12 protein-coding genes are annotated in these 15,153 nt (G+C 45.2%); 8 read left to right on the top strand and 4 right to left on the bottom strand.

Translation table 11 applies throughout. The features are described 5' to 3' along the window. Nucleotides 1-54: 54 nt before the first annotated feature. Both F6J99_RS01620 and F6J99_RS01615 read right to left on the bottom strand, forming a co-directional pair. Nucleotides 55-702 (bottom strand): response regulator transcription factor, encoded by a 648-nt coding sequence (locus tag F6J99_RS01620; RefSeq protein ID WP_070393620.1) that lies wholly within the window; start codon nucleotides 700-702, stop codon nucleotides 55-57. Nucleotides 703-950: 248 nt separating this feature from the next. Next, a complete protein-coding gene (locus tag F6J99_RS01615) occupies nucleotides 951-1,484 on the bottom strand; it encodes a ferredoxin (protein WP_293111428.1) in 534 nt (177 codons plus the stop codon). A gap of 370 nt (nucleotides 1,485-1,854) precedes the next feature. Between F6J99_RS01615 and groES the strand changes: the two genes are divergently transcribed. Both groES and groL read left to right on the top strand, forming a co-directional pair. Continuing rightward, nucleotides 1,855-2,166: a co-chaperone GroES gene (gene groES / locus F6J99_RS01610; protein ID WP_008180318.1), complete on the top strand. Its 312-nt coding sequence runs from the start codon at nucleotides 1,855-1,857 to the stop codon at nucleotides 2,164-2,166. 112 nt (nucleotides 2,167-2,278) lie between these two features. Beyond that, on the top strand, nucleotides 2,279-3,910 hold the full coding sequence (gene groL / locus F6J99_RS01605; RefSeq protein ID WP_070393619.1) for a chaperonin GroEL: 1,632 nt from the start codon (nucleotides 2,279-2,281) through the stop codon (nucleotides 3,908-3,910). Nucleotides 3,911-4,057: 147 nt separating this feature from the next. Here the strand turns inward: groL and F6J99_RS01600 are convergent, their stop codons facing one another. Further along, nucleotides 4,058-4,276, bottom strand: coding sequence for a hypothetical protein (locus F6J99_RS01600; RefSeq protein WP_293111427.1), 219 nt, complete (start codon nucleotides 4,274-4,276; stop codon nucleotides 4,058-4,060). 85 nt (nucleotides 4,277-4,361) lie between these two features. Here F6J99_RS01600 and F6J99_RS01595 point away from each other — a divergent pair, with 85 nt between their 5' ends. Next, nucleotides 4,362-5,330, top strand: coding sequence for a DnaJ domain-containing protein (locus tag F6J99_RS01595; protein WP_293111426.1), 969 nt, complete (start codon nucleotides 4,362-4,364; stop codon nucleotides 5,328-5,330). Then, the gene (locus tag F6J99_RS01590; RefSeq protein ID WP_293111425.1) at nucleotides 5,330-6,574 is read left to right on the top strand and encodes an ATP phosphoribosyltransferase regulatory subunit; all 1,245 of its coding nucleotides are present in this window, start codon (nucleotides 5,330-5,332) and stop codon (nucleotides 6,572-6,574) included. Before F6J99_RS01595 ends, F6J99_RS01590 begins: the two co-directional genes overlap by 1 nt. A 35-nt stretch (nucleotides 6,575-6,609) precedes the next feature. Here the strand turns inward: F6J99_RS01590 and pdhA are convergent, their stop codons facing one another. Further along, complete coding sequence (gene pdhA / locus F6J99_RS01585; protein ID WP_293111424.1) at nucleotides 6,610-7,638, bottom strand: pyruvate dehydrogenase (acetyl-transferring) E1 component subunit alpha; 1,029 nt, start codon at nucleotides 7,636-7,638, stop codon at nucleotides 6,610-6,612. 396 nt (nucleotides 7,639-8,034) lie between these two features. On the opposite strand from pdhA, the gene F6J99_RS01580 reads away from it, so the two are divergent. From F6J99_RS01580 to F6J99_RS01565, 4 genes are all read left to right on the top strand, one after another. Then, complete coding sequence (locus tag F6J99_RS01580; protein WP_293111423.1) at nucleotides 8,035-10,422, top strand: IMS domain-containing protein; 2,388 nt, start codon at nucleotides 8,035-8,037, stop codon at nucleotides 10,420-10,422. Between the two features lie 117 nt (nucleotides 10,423-10,539). Continuing rightward, a complete protein-coding gene (locus F6J99_RS01575) occupies nucleotides 10,540-10,686 on the top strand; it encodes a hypothetical protein (protein WP_293111422.1) in 147 nt (48 codons plus the stop codon). A gap of 1,056 nt (nucleotides 10,687-11,742) precedes the next feature. Further along, entirely contained in the window at nucleotides 11,743-12,924 is a 1,182-nt protein-coding gene (locus tag F6J99_RS01570; protein ID WP_293111421.1) for a DUF4912 domain-containing protein, read from the top strand. Between the two features lie 1,488 nt (nucleotides 12,925-14,412). Then, nucleotides 14,413-15,153, top strand: a 741-nt coding sequence (locus F6J99_RS01565) for a POTRA domain-containing protein (protein WP_293111420.1), incomplete at its 3' end; no start/stop codon positions are given.

Genomic DNA, 15,153 nt, shown 5'->3' with positions numbered 1-15,153 from the left:
TTAGTGAACGGTCAAGGTTGGCTTTCTAGGATTTACCAATCAGCGTATGGAGCGTTATGCCATACTATTTTCAATTGCCCAACGAGCTAATTCAGTACGGTTATGGAGACCAGTTTTCCCTAGCATGTTCGATACATGACTTTCTATGGTGCGCTGAGAAACATTCAGTTTCTCAGCTATTTCCCGATTTGCCATACCTCTTGCCACAAACTGGACAACCTTTAGCTCAGTAGGAGTCAACTCAACATCGTAAGGAACCTTAATTTTGGGTGTGCTGTCTGGACCAGAACCTGAATGAAGGATTAGACGAGAAGCTTGCTTTAGGGAGGATTCCACCTGTGCTACCAGTTCTTCTGGCTCAAAAGGCTTCACCATATAAACATCCGCACCCTTATTGAGTCCCTTTACTCGATCTTGGCTTTGACCTTTGGCTGAGAGAAATAATATGGGAATCCAGCTGGTGCGAGAATCATCTCTGACCTTTTCTACCAGGGTATAGCCGTCCATCTCTGGCATCATCACGTCACAGATAATCATATCAGGAATATCCTGCTCTAAAATGTCCAGAGCTTCTTTTCCATGTTCAGCAGTAATCACTTGGTATCCCCGAAACTCGAGGTAGTCCTTGACTAGTAATATCAGGTTGGGGTCATCATCAATCAGCAGCAGTTTTTTTTGCTCTCTTACAGCATTGTCCTTCATAACTGTAACGTTTGTTATACTTTGCTTGCTTAATTTTCGTAAATAGTGGTAGTTCCTCTTGCCTTTTCTAATGCCTGGAAGTTACCAAGCTGCTTTAACTCTCCAACCAATAATCCTACCTCACCATAATTAGGGTTGGTAAGGAAAAGACTGAACTTGAACTTTGCCCCCGGAAGCCTAAGCTGGCCAAGTCAGTATATTTTAGAACCCGTTGCGTCGCAAAGGTGGGGTTCATGACGATTAGGATCTTAACCTGGTTGGGGTTGCGGAGGATCTGCTTCCATTGCCTGGTAGTCTGAAGCAGATGCTTGAAGAGTTTCTGGCAAAGGATGAACTAAAAAAGCATAGTCCTCTAAAACTTGGTTGCCAATAATATGCTCTTGAATAATACGTTCAATCACCTCAGGGGTAGCACTGTGATACCAAACACCGTCTGGGTAAACTACCATGACAGGACCAGAGGTACAGACTCGCAGACAATTAGCCTTGGTGCGAAAAATGTAACTTGTTTGAACATCCTTTGGCTGGTCTAGTTTTAGCTCTTTAAGGCGTTTTTTGAGATATTCCCAGGATTCAAGGCTAATTTCTTTTGAGCAGCATTTGGGTTTAGTTTGATCAGCACACAGGAAAATGTGGCGCTGAATTTGATTAACTCCTAAGCTCTTTACATGAGTTGCTAGGGTAATTTGCTGTGATCCGTCGAAAGTCGAAGTGTGAGAAATTTCAGAATTATCAGAATCAGATGCTTGGGTAGCTTCAGACTCAGTTTTGTCTGCTGGCATGAGTTTTACGGCTTTTGTGTGAGGATGAGTGTAAAGGGAGAGAGTAAGAATATACCTGTTATATCTATTTGCTTATTTTAGTTATCAGTAATCAGCAGTCCATTGGTTGCAGTTCTGTTCTTTTCAGCAATTGCTGGGACTAAGGTCAAGCCTTCAATGAAACAGGTACAAGCTACAGCATAGTCATACGCATACACAGAGAATAACTCAAAGCTATATCATCTGTGCATTCGCCATCTGTTAACCTGCTATGAGTTCGGGAACCCGTACAGAGGTATTTATTGCCATCTCCTGCTGATTTTGAGTAAATTAGCACTCAGGAGCTGAGAGTGCTAAATCGGCTCAGATGAAGTAGAGAGGAAAAACTGATATGGCAGCTGTAACTCTGAGTGTTTCCACCGTTAAGCCCTTAGGGGATCGAGTTTTTGTTAAGGTAAGCGCCGCTGAAGAAAAAACTGCTGGCGGTATCCTACTACCGGATAACGCTAAGGAAAAGCCTCAAGTTGGGGAAATTGTAGCCACCGGACCTGGCAAGCGCAACGATGATGGTTCTCACGCTGCTCTCGAAGTCAAAGTAGGGGACAAGGTACTTTACTCAAAGTACGCTGGTACCGATATTAAGTTAGGCAACGAAGAGTACGTTTTGTTGTCAGAGAAAGACATCTTGGCAGTCGTCAGCTAACACCTTGAAGGTGAGTAAACAGCAAACAAGTTGAACCCTTAAATCTTCAACCTTTTACCTTCAACCTTTTACCTTCAACCTTAATAACCCTTAGGAACTGAATTCAAAACCTATGGCTAAGCGCATTATTTACAACGAAAATGCTCGTCGCGCCCTAGAAAAGGGAATGGACACTCTGACTGAAGCTGTAGCTGTCACCCTTGGACCAAAAGGTCGCAACGTAGTGTTAGAGAAGAAGTTTGGTGCTCCTCAAATTGTTAATGACGGTGTCACCATTGCTAAAGAAATTGAACTGGAAGACCACATTGAAAACACTGGTGTTTCTCTGATTCGGCAAGCAGCTTCCAAAACCAATGATGCTGCTGGTGATGGCACTACAACCGCTACGGTACTAGCTCATGCTGTGGTCAAAGAAGGCTTGCGCAACGTTGCTGCAGGTGCTAACCCGATCGCCCTGAAGCGGGGTATTGATAAAGCTACTGCTTTTCTGGTAGACAAGATTGCTGAACATGCTCGTCCAGTAGAAGACTCTAAAGCAGTTGCCCAAGTTGGTTCTATCTCTGCGGGTAACGATGAGACCGTTGGTCAGATGATTGCTGACGCAATGGACAAAGTGGGCAAAGAGGGTGTGATTTCCCTTGAAGAAGGGAAGTCTATGACCACTGAACTAGAAATTACCGAAGGGATGCGCTTTGACAAAGGCTATATCTCTCCCTACTTTGCTACTGACACTGAGCGGATGGAAGCAGTTCTAGAAGAACCTCACCTGCTGCTCACTGACAAGAAAATTACCCTGGTACAAGACCTGGTTCCAGTACTTGAGCAAGTGGCTCGTTCTGGCAAGCCGTTGCTGATTATTGCTGAGGACATTGAGAAAGAAGCCCTCGCAACCTTGGTGGTCAACCGCCTACGGGGTGTTTTGAATGTGGCAGCTGTCAAGGCTCCTGGCTTTGGCGATCGCCGTAAGGCTATGCTGGAGGACATTGCTACTCTAACTGGTGCACAAGTAATTACTGAAGATGCAGGTCTAAAGCTTGACAACGCCAAGCTGGAAATGCTGGGTAAATCCCGTCGTGTGACCATAACTAAGGACAACACTACTATCGTTGCTGAAGGTAACGAAAATGCAGTGAAGGGTCGTTGTGACCAAATCCGCCGTCAGATGGACGAAAGCGATTCTTCCTACGACAAAGAAAAACTGCAAGAGCGATTAGCTAAGCTGGCTGGTGGTGTCGCAGTTATTAAAGTGGGTGCTGCGACAGAAACGGAAATGAAAGACCGCAAGCTGCGTTTGGAAGATGCCATCAACGCTACCAAGGCAGCTGTGGAAGAAGGTATTGTCCCTGGTGGTGGCACAACTCTAGCTCACCTGACTCCTGACCTAGAAACTTGGGCAAACGAGAACCTTAAGGCTGAAGAACTTACCGGTGCTATGATTGTTTCTCGTGCCTTGTCTTCACCTCTGAAGCGAATTGCCCAGAACGCTGGTCAGAATGGTGCGGTGATCGCTGAGCGAGTTAAAGAAAAAGAATTTAACGTTGGCTACAATGCTTCCAATGGTGAGTTTGTAGATATGTTTGAAGCTGGTATCGTTGACCCAGCTAAGGTAACTCGTTCTGCTCTCCAAAATGCCGCTTCCATCGCAGGTATGGTGTTGACCACTGAGTGTATTGTGGTAGATAAGCCTGAGCCTAAGGACAATGCTCCTGCTGGTGCTGGTATGGGTGGCGATTTTGATTACTAAAGCCTACGGAATGAATTAAAGCACCATTGTTTGACTAAAAAGCATACTTACAGCTGCTTCTTCAAGGAAGCAGCTGCTTTTTATTGCCCAAACAAACCCAGATTCTGTGACATACTCCCACAATCACCTTTTGATACCGAGTTGCATTCAAAGAGAGTAGATTGGTTGGATAGGGAGATAGGGAGATAGGGAGATAGGGAGATAGGGAGATGGGGAGATAGGGAGATAGGGAGATTGGCGGAAGAGAAAGTTGTACCTTTGAGCGCAACTTGGTATGAGGTTGAGTGTGGACTTCTTACCAACACCAGCCATCGCTATCGGGCTTTGTTCCTGTCCGGGATTCATCCCACACTCATGGCGTAGCATTGAGGTGTGGGGCTTCTCGCGGAGGAAGCTAATCTAAGAGATACTAGAAACGAGCCTTGCAGCAGTTGAGATGGGACAGTTGCCTATGTCTTTGAAAATTGAATACGGACTCTTCAAGCTTGATTTCACTGACTACCACGCAGTTTTAGGAATTCCAGTTGATGCGGATGTTAAGGCAGTCCGTCAACGGTACCTTCAAATTGCTAGACGTTTGCATCCCGACAGTTGCAAAGCCAATACCGAAGTGGAAAAAAATCAAGCAAATCTGCTGTTAACACGGCTGGTTAATCCTGCTTATGAACAACTATCCCGAGGTCATCGTGACTATGCTGCTAGTCTAAGCCACTTGAGTAAGCGGTTAGGGGCTCAAGGAGATAAAATTTCCCTGGCTAGCGCAACGGCTAAGCAATTATTACAAGCAGGGGCAAATTTAGATAATCTTTACAAAACCTCAGTTTACCACCTAGCATCAGAGCAATACCAAGCCCTTGACCAAGCCTTGGCAAAAATTGCCGAAATCAGTGAACTTAACCTAGTTTATTTGATGTGTAAAAGTGGTAAGGGCGAAACGGTAAAAACTTCTGTGTCAACCCCTGTGAAAACTCAAGCAACTGGTGTGACCCAGCCAAATAGTCAGACTAGTACCGCTGGCACATCACAGGGAGGGTCGGTTGGGCCTAAGGGAGTATCACGAGTGGATAGCTATATCCGCCGTGCTGAAGGATATTTGGTGAAAAACAATTTTGCTGCGGCAGTTCTGGAGTTGCGAGAAGCTCTGAAGTTGGACCAAAACAATAGCGACTGCCATAGTTTATTGGGAATTGCTTATTTGAAGCAAAATAAGGGGACAATGGCTAAAGTACACATTAATAAGGCGTTGCAATTGAACCCTCAGAACGAAAAAGCATTGAAGGCGAAACAGATTCTCAATGAATTAACCCCCAAAAGTGGCGGTAGCCAACCAAAAGTTTCGCCTGAAGCAGCTAAAGGGAAACCTTCCAATAAATCTGGTGGTGGCTTATTTGGTGGTTTATTTGGTGGAAAGAAAAAGTAATGATTCATCAACCACCCCCAGGGGCAAGGGATTTACTCCCCCTAGAAGTTACCCAAAAACGCTGGATTGCTAACCACTTACAGCAAGTATTTCACCGCTGGAGTTACCACCGGATTATCACATCAACCCTAGAATGGTTGGATACTCTGATGGCAGGAGGAGCTGTCGAACGTTCCACGGTTATTCAGTTGCACGATGCTGAGGAAGGAACGCTGGGGCTGCGTCCAGAATTAACGGCATCCATAGCCAGAGCAATGGTTAGTCGTATTGCTGGCAGTAATAGTGAAGCCTGCCTATCCTTACCCCAGCGACTCTATTACAATGCCAATGTATTTCGCAGACCAACTATAGGTCACCATGGACGTCAACTAGAGTTTTACCAGTCGGGGGTAGAATTATTGGGAGTTGGCGGCCTGTTGGCAGATGGGGAAATTCTGCTGTTGCTAGCTGATTGTCTTAATCATTTAGGGTTACAACAATGGCACCTGATTTTGGGGGAAGCTCGGCTAACGCGATCGCTTTTGTCTCCCTTCCCCAAACCTATGCAAGAAAAGGTTCGTCAAGCTATTGCCTATCTTGACCGGGTTAGCCTAGAAACCTTACCCCTCTCTCCAGAATTGCGAGAGCGGGCATTGTTTCTCTTTGACCTGAGGGGAGACCCTGCTGATGTTTTGCAAAAGGTTGCTAGCTTGGATTTAGACTCATCAGAACACGAGATTGTGACCAATCTCAAATCCCTGGTGGAACTTTTAAATAGTAGTTCCGCTAGCCCCTTACCGATCGTTCTCGACCTGACATTAGTACAAACCTTTGACTATTACACTGGTATTGTCTTTGAAGTAGTCAGTAGTAGCGAGGGCTCTAGCCGAGTTTTAGGTCAGGGAGGGCGGTACGATCAATTGCTGAGTTTATATCATCCTCAAGGAGAAAACTACCCTGGAATTGGTTTTTGCCTCAACCTAGAAGACCTTCATTATGTCTTACTGTCCAGCAATCAACTACCCAGCAGAACACCAGCTAGTGATTGGTTAGTGGTACCAGAATTGCCCGAAGCTGAGGCAATTGCTTTTACCTATGCCCAAAAACTTAGAGATTCTGAGGATTTGGTCAGGGTAGAAATAGAGTTAGGGGGACGCTCACCAGCACAAATTAGAGAATACGCCCTGGGTCACGGTATCACCTACATTGCCTGGGTCCCAGCTGATGGTACTCCTAGGATTGAGACCCTAACTAAGAAAGTGTGAACTATCAAATACTTCACACTTCCTACTTCAGTTAATTAATCTTCAGCAAAAACATAGCGATATAGTTCACTAGGGTCAGGTTCAGGACTCGATTGGGCAAACTCAACTGCATCATTAATCACTTCCTGGATTTTGCTATCAATGGCTTTGAGTTCTTCGGGAGTAGCTAGATTATTATCTGTCAGGTAACTTGCCATCTTTTTAATGGGATCGCGAGTTAACCAGAATTCCTTCTCTTCTTTGGAGCGGAGTTCATCAGGATCAGCCAGAGAGTGACCTCGGAAGCGGTAGGTCAGGGCTTCAATCAGGGTTGGGCCTTCTCCTGCACGAGCCCGAGCGATCGCTTCTTGGGCAACAGTTCTGACAGCCATTACATCCATGCCATCAACTTCTACTCCAGCCATGCCGAATACACTGGCTTTTTTATAAATTTCTGGCTGGGATGTTGCCCGTTCATGAGCCATCCCAATTGCCCACTTGTTGTTTTCCACGACATAGATAACGGGCAGTTTCCAAAGGGCTGCCATATTCAAACATTCAAAGAACTGACCATTATTGCAAGCTCCATCACCGAAAAAGCAAGCGGTGACTTGATCAGCACTCTCATCCCCCAAGGCTTCGCGACGGTATTTACTTTGGAAAGCACTACCCGTGGCAACGGGAATCCCCTCAGCTACAAAGGCATAGCCTCCCAGGAGATTATGTTCTTGTGAGAACATATGCATTGAACCACCGCGTCCCTTGCTGCAGCCTGTGGCTTTGCCAAATAACTCTGCCATCACTTCCCGTGCTGGCACTCCTGCACTTAAGGCATGGACATGGTCACGATAGGTGCTACTAACAAAGTCTTCACCATTACGCAACGCCTTGATGACTCCTGTTGACACTGCCTCTTGACCGTTGTAGAGGTGGACAAAACCAAACATTTTGCCCCGATAGTACATTTCAGCACATTTGTCCTCAAACAAGCGCCCGAGCATCATATCCTCGTAAAGGAGTAATCCTTCTGCGCTGGTAATGGGTCTGTAATCCTCTACTTTAGGTAAAGTTCTTTCCTGAGCCATTAATTTGTCCTATACTTGTCCCAACACTATACTGGCATTTAGCCAAACTACTTGTTTAGCCAATTTAAGCAAAGCTATTATAAAGTTTTACTCAAGCCTACAGGATTTATATTCCAGAATTTATCTTCTAGGTCAAGCCTAGAGGGAATAGTTAGCTCAAGTTGAATTGAATTAAAATCACACTACTGCTTTACTGTTTACTTTAATTAAAGTTAATAAAAGAAGATGCTCCACCCTAGTTGCTAGAATTAATAGTGTTTAGGGACTCGACAAAACCGGTTAGCTGCGATACTGTGTCTTTTAAAGTTACAGATAAATAGCTATAGCCAGTTTAGGGAGTACGATATGGGCTATCATCAACTCATTCAGTTGCTCGAAAAGCTGGGGAAGTGAACCGTGCGCATTCCGCTCGATTACTACCGCATACTAGGATTGCCGATTCAGGCTACAGCCCAACAGCTCAGCCAAGCCTATCGTGATCGTACCTTACAACTACCGCGCCGAGAATATTCGGAAGCAGCAATAGCCTCTCGTAAAACTCTCCTTGAAAAAGCCTACGGGGTTTTGAGTGACCCCGAAACAAGAGAGGAGTATGATGCTGGCTTGATTGCCAAAGCTTATCAACTCCAAGAGCAACACCCATCAGTGGCGGGTGCTCCTGGTACTAATCAAACAGTAACAGGTGAAACCGTCGAAGCTCACACTCCCACGATTGAAATTGATAACGACCAATTACTCGGAAGCTTACTGATTCTTCAAGAACTTGGGGAATACGAACTGATTATAAAACTGGCGCAACCGTTACTGGAAAAAGGTAACAGCGTTGGATTAAGTCAGGGGAAATTGGGGGATCCCCAACTTGTTCGACCCGACGTAGTTTTGACCTTAGCTATAGCCTGCTTAGAGCTAGGTCGAGAGGAATGGCAGCAAGGGGAGTATGAAAACGCAGCTATGTCCCTAGAAACTGGACAACAATTACTCCTACAAGAAGGCTTATTTCCGAGTGTTCGAGGGGAAATCCAGGCAGACCTCTATAAACTTCGCCCTTATCGGATTTTAGAATTATTAGCCCTGCCAGAAGAAAAAGCCATTGAGCGTCGCAAAGGCTTGCGGTTGCTCCAAGAAATGTTACAGGAGCGCCGAGGGATTGATGGCACTGGTAATGACCAATCTGGTTTAGGGATTGATGACTTTCTTCGCTTTATCCAACAGTTACGAGGCTATCTTACCTCCAACCAACAGCAAACCTTATTTGAAGCTGAAGCACGACGTCCTTCAGCTGTTGCTACATACCTAGCTGTTTACGCATTACTAGCAAGGGGATTTGCCCACAGAGAACCGGCTTTGATTGCTCGTGCCAAGAAAATGCTGATGCGTTTGGGGAAGCGGCAGGATGTTCACTTAGAACAAGGGGTGTGTGCTCTGCTTCTGGGCCAAACGGAAGAAGCCAGTCGTGCCTTGGAACTGAGCCAGGAATACGAAGCCCTAGCTTTCATTCGGGAACATTCTCAAAATTCCCCAGACTTATTGCCAGGATTATGCCTGTACGGAGAGCGTTGGCTACAAGAATCGGTATTTCCCCACTTCCGGGATCTGGCCAATCAGAAGGTTTCTTTGAAGCAATACTTTGCTGATGAGCAAGTACAAGCCTATCTAGAAAATTTACCAGATTCATCTGAGCAAACTAGCAATCAGTGGACGGTTGTACCTTCCCAAACAACCACCTATGCAACGGTAGGCTCTTCTAAAAGCATCCTGGGGCAAGATAGACTAAGCAATGGCCAAGGCTCACAGACAACGGCAGAACCAGTAACGGTGGGATCAAGGTGGCCAAGTGGGGCGTTGGCAAACGGTGTTAGTCAAAACGGGGTCAATAGCGATCGCTTAACCACTAATGGGGTATCAACTTTTCCTACAGGTCAAGGGATATCCCACTCATCAAATGGCTCAGAACCACAAACCTCTCAGGACTTAGAGTCAAACACAACAGGCTTGCGGAGTCATGGACGGCGTCGTAGGCGTCAGTCCTTAGGTAGCTTTCTGGGTGGGGGCAAGTCAGGCAAAACCCTGGATAGTCAAAATTCAACCACCTCAGGTGGGTGGTCTAGAAGCGCTTCTTTGGTCAAAGACTCCTCAAGTCAGCGGAGCAGTCTGAATCATTCATCCCCTGATCGTCTTGAACATTCACCAGAGCGATTCAAACCAGGGGCTAAACTAAGACGTCTGATTTTCCTGAGTCTTTTAGGTTTGCTAGGACTGGGCATCCTGCTGATTTTGCTCAATAAAGCTCTTAAAAGTTTTTCAAAACCACCCTTAGAGGGAGAACAACTTTTTGTGCAGCTTGACCAACCTCCAGTCCCGATTCCTCCGAGCGGCAGTGGGCTCATTGCTCCAAGTGGTCCTCTAAATCAAGAAACGGCTCAGCAAGTCATCGAAACCTGGCTAAACACTAAGAAAGTTGCCTTTGGACCAAAACATGAGGTAGGGCAACTTAATAAAATCTTAGCTGAGCCAGCTCTGTCTGTCTGGCTCAAAAGTGCTAAAGCGGCTAAAACCAATAACTCTTACCGGATCTACAAGCACAGCGTCAAAATTAACTCAGTTGAGACTAACACATCGAATCCTAATCAAGCTGTGATAGATGCTGCGGTCAAGGAGCAAGCAAAGGTATATCAAGATGGTATGCTGAGTCCGGCAGCTTCGAGTAATGACAACTTAAGAGTCAAGTATGAGTTAGTACGCCAAGGGGGTCAGTGGCTAATTAAAGGTTGGATGGTAAGATAAGTGACAGCTCCCACACTGACTCTTTGAGTTAAGTGTGGGCAACAAGCGCCAATCCAGCTATTGCTTAGGAGGCGCTGGGCTTTAAGAACGGACTGCCCTCTCTTGATGCAATAGCGAGTGGGGGAAACCCCCAAGACCGCGCTGCATCGCTGCCGCTCTGTTTTTTTGGTTTTTTGTTTAATAATATTTGACCAACTTTCCAGCATTTATGGCCTTTGGCCACGCTACGCGAACGGCTTTGAAAGTCAGTATGCGCGAGTATAACACATCGATTGGTCTTTGGTGGAAGACTCTGTGCAAAATTCATCCCTGGAGACGAAACCTTAGGATAGTGGAGCCTTAATCAAAAAGTTTTAACCCTTTTACGCATAACCGACTAACCATAAAGGCTCCACTATCCTTACGGTAACTTTAAACACTCATGCTGCGCATGTTCGTTGTGGGGCTTATTTTGCCGGAAGCTAAAAACATATCTGACCAGTCAATTCCTGTCGAAAAGAACAGGGAAAACTAATGATTATTCCTGTCGATGATTGATGATGCGATTAGCTTTGGCTTCCCACGCTTCGCTCACCGTTGAGGAAAGTAGTCATATAGTGTTGCTTATCATCAAGGCTGAGAGATAAATGATTAATAAAGAATTTCAATGATAAGTAGATCAGAGTTTTATCCTTCTTGGCTACAGATCATTTATGGTGCCTAAGTTGATAATATTGATGACTGAAGTCCTAACTAGTGAGGAGTGATGTCACAGTTTCATGACATTTTGAGTCCCAGTTTTCTGACAAATGCGTGAATTTACCGAAAATCGGCTGATTTCACCCTTGACCTGACCAAAAAATTTCTTGTTATATATAGTTGCTCAGAGGATTCCATAAAAATGTGGCTTTGTTAGTATTTAACCAAATTATCGATGGCTGACTTTACCATATTGTAGGTAGAAAAAATAACTGAAGTTTCGAATAAGCAGTAGACGGGTAATTTCCCTCAAGGCGCGCGCCTCCTAGGCCGCGAGCAATCCCTCGCGGCCTAGGGTCGCGCCTTGAAAATCTGGGAATCAAGAAGGATAAAAACTTTAGTCAGGTCTGACTTTAGGTAAGTTTCATAGCAACCAAAACTTGTTTTAATTAGGTGTGCTTGACCCTTAGGTGCGCTCTTACCATTAAGAATTAAATTCACCACCGGTCCCACCTTAAGAATTAAATTCGCTCTTTGTGCGCGCCTCCTAGGCCGCGAGCAATCCCTCGCGGCCACGGGTCACACCTCAAGATTGACATCAGTAATCTATCAGCCAACCTAACAACGTATAGAAAATAAATCATGGCAAAAGAAGGAACTCCCCTAGAAGAAATGACTTTACGGCAATTACGTAGAGTTGCCAGTGAATATAGTATATCTCGATACAGCAGAATGCGTAAAGCACGCTTATTGGCGGAAATTCAAGCAATAGAACGTCACAAAAGGTCTACCACTCCATCGCCGATAATTGAGGCACAAGCAAAGGACGAATCAAGCCAGTTTGAATTAGCTCAAGAAGAGCCGACTAGTGATAGTCTAGTTTCTGTTGATGAGGGATTAGCAGAGCTACCAGAAGGTTATGGTGAAAGCCGGATTGTCCTAATGCCTCGTGATCCACATTGGTCTTATGCTTATTGGGATATTCCGAATGAACATAAAAAAGAACTGCGCTCTCAGGGAGGTCAACAACTCGCTCTAAGGCTCTATGATGTTACTGCAATCAAACTGGATGATCAAAGTCCCCATAGTATCCAAGAATATCCCTGTGATGAGCTAGCGCGAGAATGGTATCTACCCATGCCAGTTAGCGATCGCGACTATGTAGTTGAGATTGGTTATCGCTGTGAAGATGGTCAATGGCTAGTTCTGGCCCGTTCAGCACCTATCCATGCCCCCCCAGCCTATCCCTCTAAATGGATGGAAGACCAATTCATCACGGTCAACTGGAATGATAATTTACAGGGTAAGACTGTCCTAAAACTTCTGCCACCTAGCCAAACAGGTAATGGGAGTAGCTCGGAAATGCCTAATCCCCCTATCTATGGCGAAATCTTTGGCATAACTCAATCTGGGGAATCTCAGGCAGTAGCTGGTTCTGTTTATAGTTCTATGCAGCAAGTTCCAAGGTCAGCAATAACTTCCAATGCTTTCCCTTCGGGTATTGGTAAGTGGGTTTCTCCAAACATGTCGGGAGCTGGTTTGAGGGATTCTGCTCCCCCCGCTCCAACTCCTGAATTGTTGTTAGTGGCAGATGCGGATCTAATTATCCATGGTACCACTGATCCTGATGCTTCCGTTACTATTGATGGACTTCCGGTCAAGATTAACCCAGATGGTACCTTCCGCTTCCAGATGTCTTTGCAGGATGCTCTGATTGACTACCCAATCATGGCAGTGTCAGCGAATGGCAAGCAAACTTGCTCAATTCATATGAAGTTCATCCGCGAGACGCCATCATGTCATACTGATATGGTGTTCAATTGAACACAATGATTGAGTGCAGTCCCCACCCATAATTTTCAATGATATTTTATAAGTTGGGTGGGGTAAGTCAAATCAGCTTTTGCATGCGCGTTGCGTCAGCTTCTATGGTAGGATCCCATTGGTATGGCAAAGACTATTGGGCTCTCGTTGCACTACCAAGTCCTGCCATCATCCAAGTCCTGCCATGTTTGTGATGTTCATTGCTTCTTGTTTCTGAGCGGCTTTTCGAGGGCAAAAATTAGGCGCTCAAGCAATTACCAATAAGGCGATCAGGATGATTGAACTGCTTTGTTACCATAACAAGTGCAGAAGAGCAGTAAATTAAGGCAGACGATTATAAATAAATATGCTATAATCATGCGATTTTGTAGTTATCCAGATAAATTGTATCAAAAGCTACAATTTATCTAATAGTTTGTATAGGTTTATACTAACTATTGCTATATAGTTCAAGAACTAGCATTTGCCTATAATTGCCTATAATAAGGTGAAAATTCACACTTCATACTTCTAAAGAGTTCCCCCGACACTAGCCAAGGGATTTTTTTGCCAAGAGTTAATAGGTGTGCTTGACCCATTAATAATTGAATTCGCTATAGGTGCGACCCTTTAGGCAAAGTCCGACGCTGAGTGCGAACGGGCGCGCACCTGTTAAATACACAAAGGTTATACTGACAGCGGAAAACCCACCACAGGGTCAGACAGGGTAGAGATTTTGATTATGGGTAAGTGAAGTACCCCAACCTGCTTTGGCCGTAGGCCACGCTACGCGAACGCTGAGGTTGGGGCTTCCCATTCTCAGTTCAATCAGGGACGGTTTTATTCGTCTTTCGGGCTTTGCCCGACGCTACGCGAACGAGGTTTCCCGCGCGCGTCCCCGATGCCTCAACCAGAGGCGCGACCCTAGGCCGGGGAACCCGGCCTAGGAGGCGCGCGCCTGCTCGTCTTGGTCTTACTCAGCGTCCACAGGAAGACATCCGCCTTCTATCGACGCATATTTTGGCGACAGACTTACCTTGGAATTACAGCGATAGCTGACCAGCTGGGGCAAGTCTCTTCCCGGAGACGAAACCTTAGTAGAGGGTCGCCTTTATGGTTGGTCGGCTATGCATAAAAGGGTTAAAACTGTTTGATTAAGGCGACCCTCTACTTACGGTAAATTCAAACCCTGAACTCTCAAGCTTACTTTTACACCTTGAAGGTAGCCTTTTAGTCAGTCAGGAGGGTCATCGACCACTTTTATTTTAGCACGAATCGCGCTCTAGTTGTCGTCTCCCTATCCATCCCCACCGTGAAAGACGGTGGGGATGGATAGGGAGTTTTGTTAAACCAATTTGATATAAGCTATAACTGCGAGAGACGATGGTGATAGTTTTTTGGAATTTTTGAACTAATCAGGGTTAGGCTTTTTAGTGGCGTTTACGTTTGAACCATTCGTTGTCACCCAAAATCCCTAGATATCCCCACCTAAGGAGAATAAAAAACCCGATGCGCTCGAAGATCGGATTGCTTTGGCATCAGATGTTAATTCAAATTGTGCTTAGAAAGTATTTCTTAAATAAATTAATATCAAATAAATTTACACCGTTGTATTTAATAATTGCCTGTAGCACTTGTATTGATGCCCTAGCAGTAACCCTAACCTCTTTGCCAAGCAATCATAGATCTCTAAGCACAAGTAACCTTCTGGTTAACCAGCAGGAGAAGAAAATCGCTCAGGAGTCAGGACAATTGGTTGATGAAAATTATCAAAATCAGATAGGTGAACTATTAGCCCCCATAGGATCAGATTCAGAAGAACCAGTTCTACTAGAGAATAAACCCAATACACCTGCTAGACTAACTGCTTTTGACTCTCAAACAATTCAAGTAGATAAAATTGAAGTCATTGGCAGCACCATCTTTTACCCAGAGCAGTTTAAGCAGATCATACAACCTTATCAAGGACGCTCCCTGACTATTGAGCAACTAAGAGAAGTCGCGGATGCTATTACTACGCTTTACCTCAAGCAAGGCTATATTAACACTAGAGCAATTCTGGCCGAGCAAACCATTGACATTAACAAGGGCATTGTTACAATTCGTGTCCTAGAAGGGGGTATAGAAAAGATCGAAGTTGAAGGAACACGCCGCCTCAATGCCAACTATATCCGCAGCCGTGTCCAGTTAGGTACTGGAACACCATTCAATACTACTGATTTGGAAAACCAATTACGATTGTTACGGCTT

Source organism: Moorena sp. SIO4G3 (assembly GCF_010692305.1).
In the GTDB taxonomy this organism is placed as follows: domain Bacteria; phylum Cyanobacteriota; class Cyanobacteriia; order Cyanobacteriales; family Coleofasciculaceae; genus Moorena; species Moorena producens_A.
The sequence above is the reverse complement of the archived record's forward strand: the minus strand, read 5'-3'. Positions and strand labels throughout refer to the sequence as shown.